Source organism: Sorangium sp. So ce204 (assembly GCF_051526795.1).
In the GTDB taxonomy this organism is placed as follows: domain Bacteria; phylum Myxococcota_A; class Polyangia; order Polyangiales; family Polyangiaceae; genus Sorangium; species Sorangium cellulosum_B.
On sequence record NZ_CP150317.1, the window covers coordinates 8,230,570 to 8,250,549 of the forward strand.

The 19,980-nt window shown below is 71.9% G+C and carries 13 protein-coding genes and 15 tRNA genes; 7 read left to right on the top strand and 21 right to left on the bottom strand.

What is annotated here, in order from left to right; all coding sequences use genetic code 11:
- The first annotated feature begins 68 nt into the window (after nucleotides 1–68).
- The 3 genes from WMF22_RS30475 to WMF22_RS30485 all read left to right on the top strand — a co-directional run bounded on the left by WMF22_RS30475 (nucleotide 69) and on the right by WMF22_RS30485 (nucleotide 4,548).
- On the top strand, nucleotides 69–1,385 hold the full coding sequence (locus WMF22_RS30475; RefSeq protein WP_438032069.1) for a formylglycine-generating enzyme family protein: 1,317 nt from the start codon (nucleotides 69–71) through the stop codon (nucleotides 1,383–1,385).
- A gap of 269 nt (nucleotides 1,386–1,654) precedes the next feature.
- Complete coding sequence (locus WMF22_RS30480; RefSeq protein ID WP_437293530.1) at nucleotides 1,655–3,253, top strand: protein kinase domain-containing protein; 1,599 nt, start codon at nucleotides 1,655–1,657, stop codon at nucleotides 3,251–3,253.
- Nucleotides 3,254–3,483: 230 nt separating this feature from the next.
- Nucleotides 3,484–4,548: a hypothetical protein gene (locus tag WMF22_RS30485; RefSeq protein WP_438032070.1), complete on the top strand. Its 1,065-nt coding sequence runs from the start codon at nucleotides 3,484–3,486 to the stop codon at nucleotides 4,546–4,548.
- A gap of 191 nt (nucleotides 4,549–4,739) precedes the next feature.
- Here WMF22_RS30485 and WMF22_RS30490 read toward each other — a convergent pair whose 3' ends face one another.
- Nucleotides 4,740–4,934 (bottom strand): hypothetical protein, encoded by a 195-nt coding sequence (locus WMF22_RS30490; protein WP_438032071.1) that lies wholly within the window; start codon nucleotides 4,932–4,934, stop codon nucleotides 4,740–4,742.
- A 77-nt stretch (nucleotides 4,935–5,011) separates the two neighbouring features.
- Here WMF22_RS30490 and WMF22_RS30495 point away from each other — a divergent pair, with 77 nt between their 5' ends.
- From WMF22_RS30495 to WMF22_RS30510, 4 genes are all read left to right on the top strand, one after another.
- Complete coding sequence (locus WMF22_RS30495) at nucleotides 5,012–6,232, top strand: formylglycine-generating enzyme family protein (protein WP_438032072.1); 1,221 nt, start codon at nucleotides 5,012–5,014, stop codon at nucleotides 6,230–6,232.
- A gap of 322 nt (nucleotides 6,233–6,554) precedes the next feature.
- Nucleotides 6,555–8,168 (top strand): DUF4215 domain-containing protein, encoded by a 1,614-nt coding sequence (locus WMF22_RS30500; protein WP_438032073.1) that lies wholly within the window; start codon nucleotides 6,555–6,557, stop codon nucleotides 8,166–8,168.
- Nucleotides 8,169–8,222: 54 nt separating this feature from the next.
- A complete protein-coding gene (locus WMF22_RS30505) occupies nucleotides 8,223–9,281 on the top strand; it encodes a hypothetical protein (RefSeq protein WP_438032074.1) in 1,059 nt (352 codons plus the stop codon).
- 736 nt (nucleotides 9,282–10,017) lie between these two features.
- Nucleotides 10,018–10,593 carry an HPF/RaiA family ribosome-associated protein gene (locus WMF22_RS30510; RefSeq protein ID WP_437293535.1) on the top strand — a complete coding sequence of 192 codons (576 nt, stop codon included), beginning with the start codon at nucleotides 10,018–10,020 and terminating at the stop codon, nucleotides 10,591–10,593.
- A 69-nt stretch (nucleotides 10,594–10,662) separates the two neighbouring features.
- Here the strand turns inward: WMF22_RS30510 and WMF22_RS30515 are convergent, their stop codons facing one another.
- From WMF22_RS30515 to WMF22_RS30610, 20 genes are all read right to left on the bottom strand, one after another.
- Nucleotides 10,663–12,942 (bottom strand): protein kinase domain-containing protein, encoded by a 2,280-nt coding sequence (locus WMF22_RS30515; protein ID WP_438032075.1) that lies wholly within the window; start codon nucleotides 12,940–12,942, stop codon nucleotides 10,663–10,665.
- 113 nt (nucleotides 12,943–13,055) lie between these two features.
- Nucleotides 13,056–13,541 carry an HNH endonuclease gene (locus WMF22_RS30520; protein ID WP_437989825.1) on the bottom strand — a complete coding sequence of 162 codons (486 nt, stop codon included), beginning with the start codon at nucleotides 13,539–13,541 and terminating at the stop codon, nucleotides 13,056–13,058.
- A 93-nt stretch (nucleotides 13,542–13,634) separates the two neighbouring features.
- Nucleotides 13,635–13,707: transfer RNA gene (locus WMF22_RS30525), tRNA-Leu, on the bottom strand.
- Between the two features lie 4 nt (nucleotides 13,708–13,711).
- Nucleotides 13,712–13,793: transfer RNA gene (locus WMF22_RS30530), tRNA-Leu, on the bottom strand.
- 15 nt (nucleotides 13,794–13,808) lie between these two features.
- A tRNA-Pro gene (locus WMF22_RS30535) sits at nucleotides 13,809–13,882 on the bottom strand.
- A 45-nt stretch (nucleotides 13,883–13,927) separates the two neighbouring features.
- Nucleotides 13,928–14,001 (bottom strand) — tRNA-Pro (locus tag WMF22_RS30540).
- 86 nt (nucleotides 14,002–14,087) lie between these two features.
- Nucleotides 14,088–14,161: transfer RNA gene (locus WMF22_RS30545), tRNA-Glu, on the bottom strand.
- Between the two features lie 99 nt (nucleotides 14,162–14,260).
- Nucleotides 14,261–14,331: transfer RNA gene (locus WMF22_RS30550), tRNA-Gly, on the bottom strand.
- Between the two features lie 182 nt (nucleotides 14,332–14,513).
- Nucleotides 14,514–14,585 (bottom strand) — tRNA-Ala (locus WMF22_RS30555).
- A gap of 134 nt (nucleotides 14,586–14,719) precedes the next feature.
- Nucleotides 14,720–14,789, bottom strand: a tRNA-Trp gene (locus WMF22_RS30560).
- A gap of 4 nt (nucleotides 14,790–14,793) precedes the next feature.
- Nucleotides 14,794–14,865: transfer RNA gene (locus tag WMF22_RS30565), tRNA-Asp, on the bottom strand.
- Between the two features lie 7 nt (nucleotides 14,866–14,872).
- Nucleotides 14,873–14,996, bottom strand: a tRNA-OTHER gene (locus WMF22_RS30570).
- A gap of 75 nt (nucleotides 14,997–15,071) precedes the next feature.
- Nucleotides 15,072–15,143: transfer RNA gene (locus WMF22_RS30575), tRNA-Arg, on the bottom strand.
- 184 nt (nucleotides 15,144–15,327) lie between these two features.
- Nucleotides 15,328–17,007, bottom strand: coding sequence for a TROVE domain-containing protein (locus WMF22_RS30580; RefSeq protein ID WP_437293537.1), 1,680 nt, complete (start codon nucleotides 17,005–17,007; stop codon nucleotides 15,328–15,330).
- Nucleotides 17,008–17,106: 99 nt separating this feature from the next.
- A tRNA-His gene (locus WMF22_RS30585) sits at nucleotides 17,107–17,181 on the bottom strand.
- 12 nt (nucleotides 17,182–17,193) lie between these two features.
- Nucleotides 17,194–17,266 (bottom strand) — tRNA-Pro (locus WMF22_RS30590).
- 98 nt (nucleotides 17,267–17,364) lie between these two features.
- A tRNA-Asn gene (locus WMF22_RS30595) sits at nucleotides 17,365–17,436 on the bottom strand.
- A 100-nt stretch (nucleotides 17,437–17,536) separates the two neighbouring features.
- Nucleotides 17,537–17,610, bottom strand: a tRNA-Lys gene (locus WMF22_RS30600).
- A 442-nt stretch (nucleotides 17,611–18,052) separates the two neighbouring features.
- Nucleotides 18,053–18,460 (bottom strand): hypothetical protein, encoded by a 408-nt coding sequence (locus WMF22_RS30605; RefSeq protein ID WP_438032076.1) that lies wholly within the window; start codon nucleotides 18,458–18,460, stop codon nucleotides 18,053–18,055.
- A 133-nt stretch (nucleotides 18,461–18,593) separates the two neighbouring features.
- Nucleotides 18,594–19,835, bottom strand: a complete 1,242-nt coding sequence (locus WMF22_RS30610) for a tetratricopeptide repeat protein (RefSeq protein ID WP_438032077.1) — start codon at nucleotides 19,833–19,835, stop codon at nucleotides 18,594–18,596.
- Nucleotides 19,836–19,980 lie beyond the last annotated feature (145 nt).

Sequence of the window (19,980 nt, forward strand, 5' to 3'; positions counted from 1 at the left end):
GCAGCAGGGAACGCGTGGGAGGACGCGCGTCGGTGGACAGCGGGAGCCGAGCGGCAGTAGGACTGGGCATGGAGAAGCCGAAGGGCGCGAGGTGGCTGTGGGCGGCGTGGGCGGTGACGACAGGCGGATGTGCGCTGGCGGCGGGGCTGGAGGACGGTTATTACGTGCAGAAAGAAGGCAGTGGCGGGAGCGGAACCGGAGCCGAAGCCGGCGCCGGGGGAGCTGGCAGCGGAAGAGGAGGCGCCGGGGGAGCTGGCAGCGGAATGGCAGGCGCCGGGGGAGCTGGCAGCGGGGTGGGAAGCGCCGGGGGAGCTGGCGGCGAGGACGAGTGTGCGCTGGCCGGACAGCGGTGCGTCGGTCAGACGTGCGTCGACGGGAAGTGCACTGGGGAGTGTGGTCCGGAGGACGTGCGCTGCTCGGATGACAATCGCCCGCAGCGGTGCGGAGAGCGCGGGTCGTGGGAGGACGCGGACCCGTGTGGTGCGACGACGCCCGCATGCGACGCAGGGAAGTGCGTGCCACGGAGCTGTGTCGGGCTGGCCGAGACGTGCGGCCCTGACAGCAACGAGAGCTGCTGCGCGACGGGGGAGGCGGTGTCCGGGGGCACGTTCAACCGGGGCAACGACGCAGCGTATCCAGCGACGGTGAGCGGGTTCTTGCTGGATCGGTTCGAGGTGACGGTGGGTCGATTCCGGAAGTTCGTGGAGGCGTATCCCGGGAGCAAGCCGGCGGCGGGAGCAGGTGCGCACCCGAAGATCGCGGGTAGCGGGTGGAATGCGGACTGGGCGAGCAAGCTGCCTGTGGACGCAGCGGCGCTGAAGGCGGCGGTGATGTGCGAATCAGAATACCAGACGTGGACGGATGCAGCGGGTGATCACGAGCGCCTGCCGATGAACTGCCTGAGCTGGTACGTGGCGTTCGCTTTCTGCGCGTGGGATGGGGGCCGTCTGGCGACGGAGGCGGAGTGGAACTACGCGGCGGCGGGAGGAGGAGGCGCGGACGGGCAGCGCGTGTATCCATGGTCGAAACCGGCAGACTCGACGGCGATCGATGCCGATCACGCGGTGTATGGCTGCGGGCCTGACGCCTCGTGCGCCCCCAGCGACATCCAGGCCGTCGGGTCGAGGTCGCCGGGAGATGGGAGGTGGGGACAGGCGGACCTGGCCGGGAACCTGCGGGAGTGGGTTCTGGACTGGTACGCGGAGACGTACCCATCAGGCGACTGCAAAGATTGCGCCAACATGGCCATGGCCTCGTATCGGGTGATCCGGGGCGGGGGCTGGAACGACGTTGCGTCGACCCTGCTCTCTTCCGGCCGCAACTACGACGACTCGTCGGTCCGCACCATCGACGTCGGGGCCCGGTGCGCGAGGACACCGCGGTAACATGGCATCAACTTCGCTCAACGCATCGCTTCCCTTGAAGCTTGATCCTTGAACCCTCCACCCTCGCGTCGCCGCGCCCCTCGGGGTGCGAGGAGCGCCCGCGGCGCCCGCCGCGGGCTCCCCTGGGGCCGAGCCGGCGCGGGTGCAGGCGCGACCGCACCGCCTCCCCCCGCGTCCCACGCGGCGCGCTGCCTCCCGGGGTCGTCACCGGCGGACAGTGGCCCTCCCGTCCCCTTGACGCCGCCCACCCGGCGCGTGAGCCTCGGCTTGTGTCGGTCATCCTTGCGGAGGGGACGGTCTTCGCGCGCCGCTACCGCGTCGTGCGCCTCATCGCCGCCGGCGCGATGGGGGCCGTGCACGAGGTGATTCACCTCGAGACCGAGCGCCGCCGCGCGCTCAAGGTCATGCACGCGCACCTCTTCCAGAGCGAGGAGATGCGCGAGCGCTTCAAGCGAGAGGCGCGCATCGGGGCCAGGGTCGAGAGCGAGCACATCGTCGACGTCTTCGACGCGGGCGTCGACGAGGCGACCGGAATGCCGTTCCTGGTCATGGAGCTCCTGCGCGGCGAGGAGCTCGGCGAGCGGGTCGAGCGCGCCGGCCGCCTGCCGCCCGCCGAGGCCGTCACCTACCTCTACCAGACCGCGCTGGCCCTCGACCGGACCCACGCGGCGAGCATCGTGCACCGCGACCTCAAGCCCGCGAACATCTTCCTGTCGCAGCGCGAGGACGGCTCGGTCCGCGTGAAGATCCTCGACTTCGGCATCGCCAAGCTCGTCGCCGAGGGCTCCACCGCCGCGGGCGCCACGAGCAGCCTCGGCACGCCGATCTACATGCCCCCGGAGCAGTTCCACGGCCGCACGAGGCTCACCGGCGCCGCGGACATCTTCGCGCTCGGCATGATGGCCTATACGCTGCTCGTGGGCGCCTCGTACTGGGATCCCGAGGCGAGCACCGTCGACGGCGTGTTCGCGTTCGCGATGATCGCCGTCGGCGGCCCGCAGGAGCCGCCGGTGCAGCGGGCGCGCTCGATGGGCGTGACGCTGCCGCCGGCCTTCGACGCGTGGTTCGCCCGGGCCACGGCGGTCGATCCCGCGGCGCGGTTCCAGCGGGCCACGGACGCGGTGCGGGCCCTCGGCGAGGTGCTCGGCATCCCCGTCGCCGGCGGCCAGGCGGCGTTCCCGACCGCGCCGTCCTGGCCCGGAACGGCCCCCGCGGCGGCGGCGGTGGCCCCCGCCGCGGCGGCGGTGTCCCCCGCCCTCGTCATGACCGAGCCGGCCCCGGCGGCGGCGATGAGCGCGGGCCCGGAGCGCGACGCGCGCTCGTCCGGTCCGGCGCTCGTGGGGAGCTCGACCGGCGCCGCGATGCTGTCCAGGCCGTCGAGACCGAGCCGCGCCTCCCTCGCCGCGGGGCTTTCGGGGCTCGGGCTCCTCGTGCTGCTGGGCGGCGGCTGGCTCGCGCTGCGCGCCAGCCGCGGCGGTGAGCCGGCGGCGGCTGACGTCACGACGGCGGCAGCGCCCGAGCCGACCCTCGTACCGGCGCCCGCGTCGACGCCCGAGCCGACCCTCGTACCGGCGCCCGCGTCGACGCCCGAACCAACCCTCGTGCCGGCGCCCGCGTCGGCTCCCGCGGCAGCGGAACCGTCCGCCGCGGCGCCGCCTCCTCCCGCCTCGACGACGGCGCCACGCGCGCCGTCCACAGCGGCAGTGCGAGCCTCCACGGCACCCACGTCGACAACGCTCCGCCCGGGTGCGCCGTCGCGGGCCCCCGCCGCCAAGCCATCGCTGTCGGGCCCCAGGCCGCCCTCGAGCGACAAGAAGCCATCCGCGCTGCCGCAAACTACATCGACCTCCCCGTACGGCCGGTATTGAGCTGCACCTCCGCGGCAGCGCCGGCTCGCGCCCTGCGCGCCGAGCTCCACCTCCTCTTGGCCCCGAGTGGTTCGAGCGCCGTCGTGAAGAGCACGGCACGGCGCCCCGTTCCCCTCCCCTTCCTCCCCTTCCCCGCCTTCCCACCTCGCCGTCTTCGTGCTCCAATCCGCCCGCCCACCGCGCCAGTGACCGCGTCTCCCGCTTTCTCCTCACCTGCCGAGTGCCAGCGCATGCCCTCTTGTCTCCGCCGCTCCGCCCCTCTCCTCGCCGCCCTCGGCGTGCTCTCCCTCTCGGCTCCTGCGGCGGCGCAGGACATCGCCGCCGCCGAGGCGCTCTTCGAACGGGGGCTCGCCGACATGCAGGCAGGCCGTTACGAGACGGGCTGCAAGGCCCTCGCCGAGAGCGAGCGCATCGACCCTCAGCCCGGCACGCTCTTCACGCTGGCGTCCTGCGAGGCCCAGTGGGGCCGCATCGCCACGGCGGTCGCGCGCTTCAAGGACTACCTGGCGCGTTTCGATCGGATGACGCCGGCCGAGCAGGCCCGCCAGGGCGAGCGGCCGAAGCTCGCGAGGCAGGAGCGCGATCGGCTCTCGCCCCGGATCCCGAGGCTCGCGCTCTCCTTGCCGCCGGGAGCGCCGGCGGGCACCGTGGTCCAGCGCGACGGCTCCGTGCTGGGCGAGGCCGCGCTGGGCGTCGCGCTGCCGGTCGACCCGGGAGATCACCGGGTGTCGATCCAGGCGCCGGGAGAGCCCGTCCGGGAACAACACGTCACGATCGCGGCGGGCGAGACGAAAGAGCTCACGCTGGCGCTGAAGGACGCGCCGGCCGCCCGAGCCCCCGCGCCGCATCCGGCGTCCCCGACGCCCGCGATCGTGCCGGCTCCTGCGCCGGCCCCGCCGGATGCGCCGGAGGCGCCCGCGGGCCGTCGAACGGCCCTCTACCTAGCGGGCGGGCTCGGCGCGGCGGGGCTCGCGCTGGGCGGCATCACCGGCGCGCTCGTGCTCGGCAAGAAGGCCACCATCGACGACCACTGCGGCCGCGGGATCCAGGCCGCGGACCCGAAGGCCTGCGACACGACAGGGCGCGACGCAGGGGATAGCGCGAACACGCTGGCCACGGTGAGCACCATCGGGTTCGCGGTGGGCCTGGCCGGGGCCGGGACGGCGCTCGTCCTTTATCTCACCGAGCCGAAGACCGCGGCACGGGCGGCCAGCGCGAGCCCGAGGTGGATCAGCGCGGGCGTGCTGGAGGCAGGGCCAGAGGGTGCCGTGTTCGGCGCGCGAGGGCGCTTCTGACGCCGGCGACAGCGCCTGCGTAAGAGCAGCTCCTGGGGACGGGACGGCCTCGTCGTCCACAGGCCAGCCGGACGGGCGCACGCGGTGGAATGGCGTGGTCTCCCGCGGGCCCACGCGGCGTCCAGCGCACTGGCTCTCTGCTTACGTCGTTTTACGTCGTTTTACGTCGTTTTACGTCGTTTTACGTCGTTTTACGTCGTCACGTCGAGCTCCTCCACCTCGGCCGCTACCTGGAGCGGGACGACCCCGCCGCCGCGGAGCGCTTCCCGGCCGTCTCCGCCGAGCGCGGCGCCTCCGCGCCCCAGCCCCAGGTCGCCCCCGCGCCGCCGGCCGCTGCGCCCGAAGCCTCGCCTGCACCCGCGCCCGCCGCGGCGCCGCCCATCCATTGCAGATTGGCGCGACTTGTAAGATCGCGGGCGCGCGCCGCGGTGGACAGCGCGGGGAGAGCAGCCCAAGAGGAGATATGAAGAGCAAGCGCACGCGTCGGTGGTGGTGGGCGGCATCGGCCTTCATGGCGAGCGGTTGCACGGCGATACTGGGGCTGGACAAGGACTATCACCCGTTCGAAGGCGCAGGCGGCGACGCCGTCTCCGGCGGAGGCGACGCAAGCTCGGGCCGCGGCGGCGCCGGCAATGGCAGCGGCGCCGGCAACGGCAGCGGCGGCGGCGGCGGCGCCGGCGAGTGCACGCGCGGCGACGCGCGGTGCTCGGACAACCGGCTAGAGCGGTGCAACGACCGCGATCAGTGGGACGCCCCGGAGCCGTGTCCTGCGGAGGCGCCCGTGTGCAGCGGAGGGGCGTGCACGACGCCCCCGAGCTGCGAAGGGCTGCCATCGACGTGCGGGCCGGGCGAAAACGAGAGCTGCTGCGCGAGCGCGGTGGTGCCCGGGGGAACATTCGACCGCGGCAACGATGCTGCATATCCAGCGACGGTGAGCGACTTCCGGCTGGATCGCTTCGAGGTGACGGTGGGGAGGTTCCGGAAGTTCTTCGAGGCATACCCCGGCAGCCAGCCCGCGGCCGACGCGGGGGCGCACCCGGGCATCCAGGGGAGCGGGTGGAACCCGGCCTGGAACAGCGAGCTGCCCCCGGACGCGGCGGCGCTGCGAGCAGCGGTGATGTGCACTCCGGACAACGCGGACATGCGGACGTGGACGGAGGAGGCGGGCGCCCAGGAGCACCTGCCGATGAACTGCGTGAGCTGGGTTGTCGCCTTCGCGTTCTGCGCGTGGGACGGGGGCCGGCTCCCGACAGAAGCCGAGTGGAACTACGCGGCGGCCGGCGGGGACGAGCAGCGGCAGTATCCGTGGTCGAACCCGCCGGCGTCGACGATCATCGACGCGAGCTACGCCTCCTACGATTGCAGGGAGAGCACGGCGCCGGGCTGCACATTCCAGAGCGACTTCAGCGACATCGCGCACGTCGGGTCCCGCTCGCCGAAGGGCGACGGGCGGTGGACGCAGGCGGATCTCGGCGGGAGCATGCGGGAGTGGGCGCTGGATGGGTACGGGACCTATCCGGCGGAATGCGTCGACTGCGCCAACCTGACGGACACCTCGAACCGGGTGGTCCGCGGCGGGAGCAGCTTCGGCACGCCGAGCTATCTGCTGACGTCCGAGCGGGTCAGCGTCGCGCCGTCGGCGCCCTACTACAGCCTCGGCGTGCGGTGCGCGAGGACGCCGTAGCGGCCGCGCTCAGCCGAAAAAGTCGAACGCCGTCCCGGCGCCCCGTTCGCGCGCGGCGCCGCCGCCGCGCCCGTCCGCACCGTAGGCTCGCATGCTACGCGCGCCGCCTCCGTGCGCCCTCTTTCCGCGGAACAGCCCGCTGTCCGGCGCGGATCGCGCATGACGAGCGCGCGGCAAACGCGGCGCGCCAACGAGCACGGATGCCGTGAACCAGAACCAGGGGTTGGCAGGCGAAGCCGTTGCACTGAAGATGGTGCAGTGCTGCGCCGTGGGGTGGAGTTCACCCCGCGTCTCGACGATCTCTCTTTGGTGGAGCGGGTGGATGAACGTACGACTCGTTGCAGGTCTCTTTGTGCTCGCGCTCTCGACGACCGCTGGGTGCGGCGGCGATGACGGCGAACGTGGCGAAGGCGGCGCCGGTGGCTCCGGCGGGTCCGGCGGCGCCCAGCCGACGGGCAGCGGCGCCGGTGCGTCGGGCGCGACCGGCACGGGCGGCAGCGGTGGCGCCGAGCCCGCGGGCACCGGCGGCGCCCAGCCCGCGGGCACCGGCGGTTCCGGCGGCGCCGAGCCCACGGGTACCGGCGGCTCGGGTGGCGCCGAGCCCACGGGCACCGGCGGCGCGGGTGGCGCCGAGCCCACGGGCACCGGCGGCTCCGGCGGAGCGAGCCCCGCGCCCTATGGAGCGGCGTGCACCAGCGATGCGGCCTGCCCCGAGGACTACTGCATCACCGAGCGCGAGTGGGGATGGCCGTCCGGAGCCTGCGCGGGCCAATGCGATCCCGCCGTGGGAGACTGTCCCAACGGCGGCATCTGTGAAGATTTCGGCGAGGGCCTGGGGTTGTGCCTCCTTCTGTGCAGCGGGCCGGACGATTGCCGCGACGGCTACCGGTGCAGCGAGGTCAGGGGCGAGCGCACCGCGTGCATCCCTGGGTGCACCGAGAACTCGCAGTGCCGGACGCTCGGCGTGTGCGACACGTTCGACGGCCTCTGCAAGCTCGGCGAGACGGACTGCTCCGACGGCGAGGACGACGAGGGCGACGAGCGCGTCGACTGCGCGGACAGCGACTGCGCCGCGACCTGCCGCCCGCTCGTCGACGCAGCCTGCGCGGACGCGGCGCCGGTGACGGCCGCGACGATCGAGGGCGATACGTCGCTGGGCACGCGCGTGTTCGAAGGCACCTGCGGGGGCGTGGGGCCCGAGGACGTCCACCTGTTCACGCCTCCCGCTGGGCAATCCGGCACGCTCCGCGTCGTGCTCCAGTCGGGGACGGGGGATCACGTCCTCTACGCCCGCACGGCGTGCGCGGACGGCTCCACCGAGCTCGCCTGCCAGGACAAGACCGCCCCCCCGGGCGCCGGCCCTGAAATCGCGATCGTCGTGGGCAAGGACCAGCAGGTGCCGATCTTCGTCGACGCCGTCACGTCCGCTGGCGCAGGGCCGTACACGCTGGAGCTCTCGTTCTCTCCGGCCACCTGCGGGGACGGCACCGTCAGCCGGCCCGAGGAGTGCGACGACGGCAACACCGTCAACAACGACGGCTGCTCCGCCGCGTGCACCTGGGAGCTCGACGACCTCTGCGCGGACGCGCCCGTGGCCGTCCTGGGCGAGAACCGGGGCGACACGACGAGCGGGACGATGGTGTTCGACGGCACCTGCACCCGTGCCGGGATGCGGGAGGGGATCCACGCGGTCACGCCGCCGAGCGCTGGCAGCCTCAGGGTGGTGCTGTCCTCCGAGACCGACCAGGGCTTCTACGTGCGGGCCGGCTGCACGGGCCGCCAGCTGGCGTGCATCGAGGAGCAGATCAAAGGCCACGACGAGAGGACCGATATCCCTGTCGACGGCGGCGTGCCGCTGTTCATCTTCGTCGAGCCGTACAACGCGCAGGACGCCGGCCCCTACACGCTCAACCTCTCCTTCACGCCCGCCCGCTGAGCTCCCGCGCCTGGGAGCGCCCTCTCGCCGGGGCGGATGCGGTACGCTGCGCGCGTGCTCGCCGCCCCGCCTCCGCCTCAGCCACCTCGCCCCGCGCGCTGGCTCGCCGCCGCGTTGCTCGCCGTAGGCGCGTGTCAGCCGGCCTCGGCGCCCCCCGCCCGCGCCTCCCAGGACGCCGCGGCGCCCCCCGGCGCGGCCAGCGCCAGCGCAGCGGCGCCCGCGCCTCACGACGGCGCCCCGCCGCCGCGGCCCGCGCCGCCCCCCCGCGGCGGCAACGGGCAGCCGGCGCTGGTGGCCGCGGGCGACGGCGCGGCGCTCGATAGCCGGTCGCTGGTGAGGCTCCCGCCGCCGCCGTTCGGCGCGGCGCTCTTCCGGCGCGCGCCAGCCGGAAGCTCCGCCGCGCCGCGCCTCGTGAAGGTCAGCGAGAAGAAGAACCAGATCACGGACGAGGCGGCATGGTTCACCACGAACGGCCTCGCGCTGCCGATGATCACGCCGGCGCCTGGCGCGGACGCCGGCGGGGCGAGCGACACCCTCCCCTCCTTCGCTCCCGAGCGCTACCGCGATCAAGCGCTCGTCAAGGCGATCGGCCACGGGGACCACAGCGCGCTGCTCTACGGCCCGAGCTTCGCCGAGGCGCGCTTCGTCGCGATCCTCGACGCGGCGCACACGATCGTCGCCTTCTTCGACTTCGAGAGCTTCCTCATGCCGCCTGAGTTCGAGCCCAAGGAAGCCGGCTTCGTGAAGGGCAGCATCGGCTGGGCCGCGGTCGAGGACGGCGTCCTTTATGTCTCGTCGGGGCACAGGACGTATGCGGCCTCGTCGAAGGGCAAAAACGCCTACCTGTCGGCCATCGAGCTCGCCTCGGGACAGCTGCTCTGGCAGAGCGCGCCGCTCGTCTGCAACGCCGAGAACTTCGTCTTGCATGGAGATCACCTCCTCTGCGGATACGGCTTCACGGCGGAGCCGGATTTCCTCTATGTCCTCGAGCGCGCCACCGGCAAGGTCGTCTCGAAGCTGCCGCTGAAGAGCGGCCCCGAGTTCCTCGTCGAGAAGGACGGCAAGCTCTTCGTCCGCACCTACGACACGGACTACGTCTTCGAGATCCGCTGAAGCGGCGCCCCGACGCGCCGAGGAGCGAGCTCGATCCAGGGGCCACACGGCGAGCACGAGGGCGAGCTCGGGCGCACGGCGCAGGCCGGAGGGCAGGCCGAGCGGAGGAGCGCGAGCCGGCGGCGCGGCGACGTTCGCGGCGCGGGCGCTCGCCCTCGTGCTCGCCGTCCTGTCGCTGCTCCTGCGCCGCACGACGACACGACGACGCGCCGTGCGCACGTGCTCCCGATCGGCACGGCGGGCGGGCCTTCGCGTCGCTCCGCGCTCCGGGAGGGCCCGTCGTGGCCGCCGCTCCTCGCGGCGCCCCCTGATGGCAGAGCTCGTCTGGACCGGGCGGCGCCGCTCCCGGACTCGACACGCGTGGAGCGCCGACGAGCCGCCATGACACGACGTGAAGCGCGCCGCACGTCGCAAACTGCCCCAGGAGAGGGCGCCCCGTCGCTTCGCGCCACACCGCCGCGCCACCCTGGAGATCCACGAGGGACGCAAGAACTGGCTCCCTCCGCGCAGAGCCTGCGCCTCCGCGCGCGCGCCTGGCGCGCTCGACCGTGGAGGAGCGCGCCGCGCGGCTGTTGCGCGGTTGTGCGGCCGTGGCAGCGAACTTGCAACCTGATCACGCCGAGCACACGCGAGGTGTTCACGATCGCAGGCCAATCCCTCCGAGCCTGCGCCTCCGGCGAAGCAGACGCATGACTGCAGTGAGGCGTCCCAGCGACGCAGGATGAAAGGAGAGAGCATGCAAGTGGAGCTCACCTTCCGACACATCGGCAAAAGCCCCTCGCTCGAGGAGCTGATCCGGGAGCAAGCGAACAAGATCGAGCGCTTCAACGACCACATCAACAGCTGCGCGGTGGTGGTCGAGCGCGACCACGCGAGCATGGGCACGGGCGGAGAGTACCGCGTGCGCGTCGACCTCCACGTGGCCGGCAAGCACGAGATCGTGAGCGAGGAGCGGGCCGCGAGGAACCTGCTGCCGGCGGCGGTGCGCGACGTGTTCCAGCGCGCCGGTCGCCAGCTCAAGAAGCTCGCGGACGAGCAGCGGAGCGAGGTGAAGGCACACCCGGCGCAGGACACGGCCGGCGTCATCGCGAAGCTGTTCAACGACTACGGGTTCATCACGACGATCGATGGTCGGGAGATCTATTTCCACGAGCGAAGCATCGTATCGGCGCCGTTCTCCGATCTGAGGGTCGGCATGGGCGTCGCCTACACCGAGGAGGACGGCGACGAGGGGCCTCAGGCGAGCAGCGTGCGCGTCGTGGACGCGCGCGGCGGCAACCGTGGCCGCGAGGAGATACCTACGCTCAGCTAGCACGAACACGCGGGGCGCGCGGGGCACGGGCGCGCGGCGCGAGCCCCGCCTCCCCGCTGTCCGCCGAGGCTATATCGTCGTATCGCGTCGCCACCGCCAGCGGGGCGCCGGCCGAGGCCTCGGGTCCGCCGGAGGCTCGGCCGGCGGCGTCGCGATCTCTTCTCTCTCTTCCTTCGCAGGGGGCATGTCCCCGTCCGGGGGAGGCTCTGGCTGCGGCTGCGCCCTGCGCTGCCGCAGGGCGCACTCCTCGTTCTGCCTCTCCAGCGCGTCGATCTGCGCGGAGGCCTCGTCGAGCCTGCGCTCGAGCAAGCCCACGCGCGTGGACTCGCGCCTCAGCTCCGACAGGGTCGCCCTGAGCTCGTGCTCTCTCGAGCGGAGCGCGTCCCTCACCCTCTCGCGCTCGTCCTCGGCCTGTCCGAGCCGCGCCGACAGGCGCTCGCGGTCGCCCTCGAGCCCGGCGATCTCGCGCTCCAAGGCGCTCCTCGATTGCTCGTAGCGCTCGTCGGCCTCCGCCTTCGCGGCGGCCGCGGCCTGCGCCGCGCGCCTCGCCCGAAGCTCGGCGCCCTCGGCCAGGCGCTTCGCCTCGGTCATCGAGTCCCTGGCGGAGTTGGCGCTCTTCGCGTCGTCGCTCGCCTTCATCGCGAGCGCGAGCGCCTCCTCGGTGGCGCGCTGCGCCTCGGTCATCTTCGCGAGGGCCTCCTGCGCGGAGGAGTTCGCGGCCGCCTCGAGGCGGCTGTGCTCCCGCGCGGCGCGTTCGGCGGCCTCGGCCGTCGCTCGCGCCCGCGTCGCGTGCACCCAGAACACCGTGGTCGTCGCGACCATGCCCATCAGGAAGACCACGCCGAGCGCAAGGAGCACCCGCGTGAGCCGCTCGCGGCGCGCCTCCGCGCCGAGGGCCGCGTCGAGGAAGCTGCGCTCCAGGCCCGAGAGGTCGTCGATGTCCCGGGCCCACGCGGACAGCTCGTGCAGCGCCTTGCCGCGCGGCAGGAGCCTCGGCGCCCTGCCGCTCGCGACCCACCTCGAGAGCGCCTCGTCGAGCTCCTTCTTCGCCCGGCCGAGCCGGTGCAGCGCCGTCGCCACCTCCGCCATGCGCGGCCGCGCGTCGGGGTCGAACGACAGCACCCGGTGGACGAGGGCGACGAGATCGGGCGGCGTGGCGGCGCTCATCGGGGGCGGCCACGCGCCGCGCGGCGCGTCGGGCGTCTGCCCCTCGAGCAGCTCGTAAAGGATGACGCCGAGGGAGTAGACGTCCGCCTTGACGTCGACGCTCCCGGAGTGGCGCTCCTGCTCCGGCGCCATGTAGCTCCTCGTCCCGAGGCCCCACGCGCCTTCCTGCGTGAACGGCATCGTGGGCTGTCCCGCGCCCCCGCCGCTCGACGCGGGCTCGATGGACACGCGCCCCGCAGCAGAAGAGACCACCCCGGGCGGGATCTCGACCGGCGCGGGGAGGAACTGGATCGCAGGCCTCTCGAGGCTCACCCGAGGAAGGCTCCGGAGCGCGTCGTCCTCGCGCGGGTCGCTCTCCGCCGTCGTGCTCTCTTCGCTCTCCGCCGTCGTGCTCTCTTCGCTCTCCGCCGTCGTGCTCTCTTCGCTCTCCGCCGTCGTGCTCTCTTCGCTCTCCGCCGTCGTGCGCGCGTCGCTCGCAGGGCCGCTCGCGATCCCCGCCCACCCGGCGGCGCTCTCGGGGTCGGGCGCCATCCCCACCGTCGGCGCCGTCGGCGCGGAGAGCTCCGTGCGGAGCGTGGGCACGGACGCGGGCGCGAGGGAGCCCCTCGCGTCCAGCTCCAGCACCTCGGGGAGGCCGCCCCAGAGGACCTTCGCGATGCCGAAATCGAGGATCTTGACGCGGCTGCCCCCGGGGGCGAGCTCGTCGTCGATCACCATGATGTTCTCCGGCTTCAGATCGCGGTGGACGACCTTGGACGCGTGGGCCGCGGCCATGGCCGACGCGATCTGGTAGCCGAGCCGCACGACCTGCCGCGGCCGATCCGCGGCCGGCACGGCCTGCACCCAGTCGCGCAGCCCCCGCCCGTCCAGGTACTCCATCACGATGTAGGGCGAGCCGTCCTCGAGCTCACCGGAGTCGAAGACACGGACGATGCCGGGGTGGTTGATGATGTTGACGGCGATCGCCTCCTGCCGGAAGCGCGCCACGACGTCCGGCCGGCGGGCGTAGTCGCCGAGCAGCACCTTGATCGCCGCCCGCGCCCGCGTCTTCGGGTGCCGCGCCCGGAAGACGCGCCCCATCCCGCCGCGGCCGAGCTCTCCCTCGATGAGCCAGCCCCGCAGGATCGCGGGGAACGGCGCGTCCTCGTCCTCCGCGCGGCCTTCGGCCTGACGCGTCTCCATGCCTGGACATCCTGCACCCGCGCGGCCGCCGGCGGAAGCCCCGACGCGCGCCGGCGCGCCCGACCCGCCGTCTGCACGACGGGCCGCGGGCGCGCCGGCGCGAGGGGCTCGGCTCACCCCGAGCTCGCGCAGTAGCCTGCCCACACCTCCGGGATGCGCCGCTCGCTCAGGCCCATGACGGGCGCAGGCGGCAGCCACTTCGGCTTCACGGGGGCGCGGAGCAGCTTCATGCCGGCCTGCTCCGGGGTACGCCCCCGCTTCGCCGAGTTGCACGCGTAGCAGGAAGCGACGATGTTGTCCCAGACGGTCTTGCCACCCTGCACACGCGGGATGACGTGATCGTAGTTGAGCTCACGGGCCACCTTCTGCACGCCGCAGTACTGGCAGCGGAAGCCGTCGCGCAGGAGGACGTTGAGCCGCGAGAACTTCACGCCGCGCTTCATCCCCAGCGTCGGCCGCTTCAGCCGCACCACCGCGGGCGCCTTGATGGAGAGCGACGGCGACCGGATGACGTCGTCGTACACCTCGATGACCTCCACCTTGCCCAGGAAGCTCATCGTGACGGCGGTCTGCCAGGGGATGACCTTATGGGGCACCATCCATGGCGTCAAAAGCAGCGTCTGCGCGGTCATGGCCCACCTCTCTATCGTCTCTTTCTCTTCATGACGTCACTCCAGGTTAGACGCAATCGGTGCCCGGGGAGGGAGTCGAACCCCCAGATGGCTGGGTCTAAGCCAGCAGCGTTTGCCGTTTCGCCACCCGGGCAGGGTGTCACCGGTGGGACTCGAACCCACATACCCCGAAGGGCGCAGGATCTCAGCCTGCCACGTATGCCGTTCCGTCACGGTGACGTCCGCGCGACGCGGTCTGGGTGGGGGGATTCGAACCCCCAGCCCCCGGCTCCCCGAGCCGGTGCTCTACCAGGTTGAGCCACACCCAGAGGGTCTTCGTCGCGCGTCGCGGCGGAGCAGTCGCCCCTCCGCGGTCTGGGTGGGGGGATTCGAACCCCCAGTCCCCGGCTCCCGAAGCCGGTGCTCTACCAGGTTGAGCCACACCCAGAAAGTTCTCATCAAGATGGAATTGGCAGGCTCGCCCGCTCGGGCGCGGGCGCCCAAAGGAGCACGCTGGCGAGCGGAGCGGCCCGGTGTCCCCAGCGGGATTCGAACCCGCGCCTCCGGAGCGAAAATCCGGCCGCCTGAGCCTCTAGCGAGATGGGGACAGGGACACACGATAAGCACATGTTCAGGAGCGCCGACCTGCGGCCCCGGCGCCGCGATGTCGCTGGCGCAGAGCGCCGCGAGGGGCGGCCCCTGACAGGAGCGGTGGAGGAGAATCGAACTCCCGTCGCGAGCCTGGCACGCTCGCGCTCTACCGTTGAGCTACCACCGCGGGTTCATCGAAAGAAAAAGGAGGCGGGCCGCCGGGCGCCGCGCGCCCGCACATCGCGTGCGGCCGCCGGACGGCGGCCCGCCTCGGCAACGAGACGAACGAACGCGCAAAGGGCGCCGTGGGGAGGCCCCAAGGGGGAACAGCCAAGCGGCATGGTAACCCACGAACATTGGCCCGTCCGGTGGAGCGACGAGGGGTCGAACCTCGATCCCTGCCGTGCGAAGGCAGTGTTCTCCCGGTTGAACTATCACCCCGAGCCAGGTGTTCTGGCGTCAGATCTTCATCATCGAACATCCATCTCCTTGTCTCCCCACGTCCTTTACCTCCTCGCCCGTTGGACGATCACTCATCGTTTTTATTGGGTTCATCGCGCTCCTTTTTTTTGCGGCGGGGCGTGAAGGAATCGAACCTTCTCGCAGGAGTTTTGGAGGCTCCGCCGTCTCCATGACGCACACCCCGAGGCGCCCCCGAGGAGGATCGAACTCCCCTCACCTGATCGACAATCAGGCTGCCTCACCAGATGCATACGAGGGCAAACCAGCGCCGCCGACGGGATTCGAACCCGCGTCATCCAGATTAACGGGTAACCGTCCTCCTTCGGCCCGGATCGGGCAAATGGTGGAGAGCGGAATGTCAGGTGCTCTACCAGGCTGAGCTACGGCGGCATGGTCGGGATCCGAGAACCGTCGTCCTTCGGCCCGGATCGGGCGAGAGAGCGGGCGACGGAGAGGGGATCCCGGCGCCCCCGGCGGGACTCGAACCCGCATCGACCGGCTTCGTAGGCCGGCCCCTATCCATTCGGGCTCGGGGGCTGTTGCTGAGAGCGGGACGCTGGAGTCGAACCACGAGAACTGTCCCTCTGAGGCCCGGGAGATCCCGGGCAAAGGGTGAAGGACAGGTGCCATCCATCATGGCGGCGTCCCGCAAGAGGAGGGCGCTCGTGAGGCGCCCTCGCCTGACGGACGGGCCGGCGGAGCCCGTCCGTCACGCTGCCTGTCACGAGACACCCCGGGTGAAATCCGCCATCACCTGGGGGGCCGCCCCGTCGAACCCCACGACATCGAGCATGCCGGGGTCCGTGGGATCGGCGATCGAGAAGCCGGTCGACGTCATGCCGACGACGATCAGCCGGGCCGGTCGGCCCATCGCCTGCCTGTATTCCCTGAGCGCCTGGAACGGGTGAACGCCGCCCGCCCAGGTCTCGTTGTCCGTGTAGATGACGAACGCATCGACCTCTACCCGGTTCCGCTTCGCCCAGATCATCGGCAACGCGCAGTCAGTGCCGCCGAAGGGCAGGCCATTCACCGCGCGCAGCACGTCGTCGAGGCGCTGCTCCGGCGATATCGACAGCGGCATGAGGCCGGAGACGCCCCCACCCCACTTGCCGCCGTAACCGCCCGACGCCGCCGAGAAGCCGACGACGCCGTACTCGCGCTCGATCCTCGCCGTCGCCATGGCCATCGCTGCGCTCGCCACGCGCGGCGTCAAGCCGGGGACGCCGGCGATGGAGCCGCTGGTCATGGATCCGGAGATGTCGAGCGCCAAAAGGTGCTTCTTCCCCGTCGGCTCGACCGCCCGGAACGCGAGGTAAAACGCCTCGTTCAGCGCGTCGACGACCTCGCGGACCGGGGTCCACGAGAGCGCGTTGGCGCGCCGGCGAGCGCGCTCGCCGTGGCCCTGCTCATAGACCTTGAGGGCCGAGAGCACGGCGATGGGGTGGACCCGGGCCGCGCGCAGGCGCCCAGCGTCGGTGAGCTGTCGCGCCACCCTGCGGGACGCGTCGCTCATCGGCGAGAGCAGGCCGATCGCGGTCATCTTCCCCAGGTTCCGGAGGAGCGCTGTCTGAGGCATGTGCTCGAGCAGCGCCTCCCAGACCGCGGGGTCGTTCTTCCACTCGGTCAGGAGCATCTCGTGCGTGAAGCGATGCTGCCTGATCAGCGCGGTGACCTGCTTGCGGTTCGTCGCCGCGCGGAGCGACTCGAACGCGCGCACCGCGTCCGGCAGATCGGTCATGGGCAGCGCCTTGCCGCGCGCCGACTCCTTGCCGAGCGCCTCGATGCCGCCGACGATCCAGCGGTAAAGGGCGTCGTGCTGCGGGGTCGGCGCGACAGGGTGCGCGAGCCGCAAAAGATCGCGGTGGCTGAAGCCGTCGCGCTGCTGGTACTTCATCGCCTGGTACGCGACCCTGTCGACGGGCTTGTGGTTGTACCAGGCGGCGACGGCGGACCGGAGCCCGCGCCCCCACTTGCGGAACCCCCGCACATCGCGGACGAAGTGGAAGAGATCCGTCCCCGTGCGGCACACCTCGGGCAAGGCCGCGAGCGCGGCCTGCCGGGTCTCGATCTTCGCGTCGGCGGCGGCGATCGCGAGCGCGAAGATCGCGGGCGCGTTCTTCGGCGCTCGCCCCGAGCCGCTGATGTCGACGATGCGCTGCACGGCGCGGGGCCCGTCCGCGGCGAGGCACGCCTCGACGGCGCGGGCGTTCTCCACCGTGAGCTTCCGCTCGGTCGCGTAGTAGGTCCCCCCCTCGGCGCCGAGGATCAGCCAGCGGTCGAGCCTCGCCCACTCGTCGAGGGCGAAGGCGAAGCCGCCGGCGCTGTTCTTCGCCTGATCGGCGCGGGCCTTCTGCCGCTGCGGGGTGACCAGCGCGGCGAAGTGCTTCAGATAATCGGCCATCACACCACCTCCGGCCCGGGCCTCCGGGCAAAAGAGGACGGATAAAAGAGCGCGCTCGGGTTGATCTCCCAAAGATAACCGAGCACGTTCGACCCGTCCTGGGTGGGTGTACGGGGATCGAACCCGCCTCCGCAGGGTCACAACCTGCCCTCTTCACCAGAAGAGAAACACCCACGCAAACCATCGTCGGGATGGCCGGAATCGAACCGGCGGATCTCCTCACCCCAGATGAGGCGCCTTTCCACTAGGCTACATCCCGCAGCGCCCGCTCGAACGAGGCGCCGACGCGCCCCGGCCGGCGGCGAGCCGGCGCCTCGCGTGAACGAGGCGGGCCTGCCTCCCGCAATGGGGGCGCGGCTCCGGCGGGAGGAATCGAACCTCCAACCACCCGCTTAACAGGCGGGCGCTCTACCATTGAGCTACACCGGAACATGGAGGCGCAGCGCGCCTCCATCTACATCATCCTGGATTGTCACAGATCAGGTGTCCCCACCGCCGGCGCGGCTGCGCCGGCGGGGACGAGGACAGGTGGACCCGAGAGGAATCGAACCTCCAACCGTCCGCTTAAGAGGCGGCTGCTCTATCCAGCTGAGCTACGGGTCCGCGCGGAGGGCACACCTCCGCATGGCCTGCCGTGTCAGCAAGCCAAACCACGTCGACCATTCCACGAAAGCATTACCCGGCGCCGTGAACGCGCGCCGCGGCGCTCATCCTCGAATCGAATGCTCCCAACGCATTCTCTGCCGCGCCTCCTTTCTCCGGGCGCAACTCCCCCACCGCAGCGCGCGACGACGTCGCGCGCTGCGCGCAAGACAACTCATCTACTCGACTCGACGGCAGCCGACGATCCACAGCAGGCCGAAAGCCCACAACAGATCTCCAGCCCTCCAGCAGGCCGACATCCCACGGCAGATCGAAAGCCCACGAGCGGGCCGATAGCCGCAACGAGCCGACAGCCCACAAGCCCCCCAGAACGCCGAAGGCCGCCTGGGTTTCCCGAGGCGGCCTTCGCGAACGTCGTCGATCGACGCGTGCTTGGCTGCCTCTAGGCGCTATTCTCCGGGTTACCGAGCTTCCGCGACGGACGGAGGCCGCAAGGGTAGCCTGGATTATGCGCCAAATGTTCACCACCACCGCCCAGCAGGCGGTCCCATGCCATGGCCGCATCGGGCGTTCCCGATTTGGACAGGATGGTAACGATCTGCAGGTTGTCGCGGCGGCTGAACATGGCGAATCCTCGTGTTCGGATTAAGTACTCCCCTTGGACGGGCTGCGCAACAGAAAAGTTCCTCGAGTCGATTCTTTTTTCGCCGCCTTCATCACCTTCATCGCCTTCATCGCCTTCATCGCCTTCATCGCCTTCATCGCCTTCATCGCCTTCATCGCCTTCAACATTGGCGCGCTCCCTCGGCGCTCGCCGGTCCGAGCGCGGTCGGTGCAATCGAAGAGCCACACCATCTTCCCTTTGCCGGCGCCCGCCCTGGACCTGATATGCCGCGGGCGTCAGGCGCGACCCGCGACGGCGCTCAGGCCCCCTGAGCCAGGGGCGACGGCAGCAGGCGACCGCGCGCAGCGCACCTCGTGGCCTATTTCGTGCCAGCGTCGACGTCGACGCTGACGCTGGCATCGAGCCGGACTCGCTCGTCGCATCCGCCGCCAGAGACGACCAGCTGACCGCCCTGCACCTTCACGACGGCCTCGCCCCCATCCGGCCAGCGCAGCGCCACGATCGCCCGGCCGGTGCGCGCGTCATAGAACGTCCGCTCGCGGTAGCTCGCGCCGTCCCGACAGCGCATCTCGTCATCGACCTCTCCGTCATAGACCGCACCAGCGCCGTTGAAAGAGCTCTCCAGCACGAGCAGCCCCCCCTCGACCGAGCCGCTCACGCTGCGTGTCCCATGGCAGTGCGCGGGCCAGCCCCCCGAATGACCGCCGTTCACGACCAGGAACCCGTCCGGCTTGCGGGGGAAGACCACATGGTTCGTGTGGTGCACGTACATCATGTAGTCGCGAGGGAAGACCCACGGCGGATCGCCGGCGCACGGGCTGTCCGCCCATCTCGAGTCGGGCCTGCACAGGCGCTCTCGCGCCGCGGCCTCGCTCGTCGCCTCGCCGGGCGCCTGCTCGGCGGCGCCGATCCGCGCGAGGAGCTCGGTCCACCCCTTCACGAGCTCGGCGCCCTCGAGGTCGGCCTTGCGGACCTCCACGGTGCACGTCGATCTGCCGGCGAGCTTGCCGCGCGTCGCCGCCGAGGGCTTGAGCAGGTGCGCGTTGGCGTAAGCGACCCGGGCCCCCTCGGCGTCACCCGCCCTGTCGCGCAGGAGCCCGAGGTTGTACCAGATCTGGGAGCGGAGCTCGGGATCGCCAGCGCCCGCGAGCGCCGCGTCGAAATCGCTGTCCGCCGCGTTGCTGTCGCCCCCGGTCAGGTGCGCGAAGCCTCGCTCCGCGAGCGCCCGCGCGTCGCTCGGGTCCGCGGCGATCGCCTCGGAGAACGCCTGGATGGCCGCCGCATAGTCCTTCTTCTTGGTCGCGAGCCGGCCTCTCGCCAGCGCGGCCTTGTACGTGGCAAGGGCCTGCTTCTCCTTCTCGGTGAGCGGGCGCGCGCTCGGCGCGGGCGGGGCCGGCGGCGCCGGCGACGCGGGCGGCGCAGCGCTGCTCTCCGACGCGACGGCGGCAGGTGAGCTCGCCGCGACGGGCGGCGCGCTCTCGGCGGTCGGCCGCGGCGGCTGGTCACGGCAGCCCGCGGCGACACACGCCGCGATGACGCCGAGCGCGAGGCGCCCGTGGACATCGCGCGCGCGGCGGTGGCCGGTGATTTCCGTGGTCATGGTGCGCATCGTCGCCCGCCCGGGTCGAGCCTGTCACCGCAGATCGACGCTGGCAGGCCGCGCTGCTCGCGCCGAGTCGGCGCAGCCTGCGCGCATTCGGGAGGACGGGTCGCCTCTCGTGCGCGGTCGCACCCGAGCGCGACGG

What these genes read in the sequence shown, in the direction of transcription:
- WMF22_RS30510 (WP_437293535.1), top strand. Translation starts at nt 10,018, where the DNA reads ATGCAAGTGGAGCTCACCTTCCGACACATCGGCAAAAGCCCCTCGCTC.
- WMF22_RS30500 (WP_438032073.1), top strand. Translation starts at nt 6,555, where the DNA reads ATGAACGTACGACTCGTTGCAGGTCTCTTTGTGCTCGCGCTCTCGACG.
- WMF22_RS30485 (WP_438032070.1), top strand. Translation starts at nt 3,484, where the DNA reads ATGCCCTCTTGTCTCCGCCGCTCCGCCCCTCTCCTCGCCGCCCTCGGC.
- WMF22_RS30495 (WP_438032072.1), top strand. Translation starts at nt 5,012, where the DNA reads ATGAAGAGCAAGCGCACGCGTCGGTGGTGGTGGGCGGCATCGGCCTTC.
- WMF22_RS30520 (WP_437989825.1), bottom strand. Translation starts at nt 13,541, where the DNA reads ATGGTGCCCCATAAGGTCATCCCCTGGCAGACCGCCGTCACGATGAGC.
- WMF22_RS30490 (WP_438032071.1), bottom strand. Translation starts at nt 4,934, where the DNA reads ATGGATGGGCGGCGCCGCGGCGGGCGCGGGTGCAGGCGAGGCTTCGGG.
- WMF22_RS30610 (WP_438032077.1), bottom strand. Translation starts at nt 19,835, where the DNA reads ATGACCACGGAAATCACCGGCCACCGCCGCGCGCGCGATGTCCACGGG.
- WMF22_RS30515 (WP_438032075.1), bottom strand. Translation starts at nt 12,942, where the DNA reads ATGGAGACGCGTCAGGCCGAAGGCCGCGCGGAGGACGAGGACGCGCCG.
- WMF22_RS30580 (WP_437293537.1), bottom strand. Translation starts at nt 17,007, where the DNA reads ATGGCCGATTATCTGAAGCACTTCGCCGCGCTGGTCACCCCGCAGCGG.
- WMF22_RS30475 (WP_438032069.1), top strand. Translation starts at nt 69, where the DNA reads ATGGAGAAGCCGAAGGGCGCGAGGTGGCTGTGGGCGGCGTGGGCGGTG.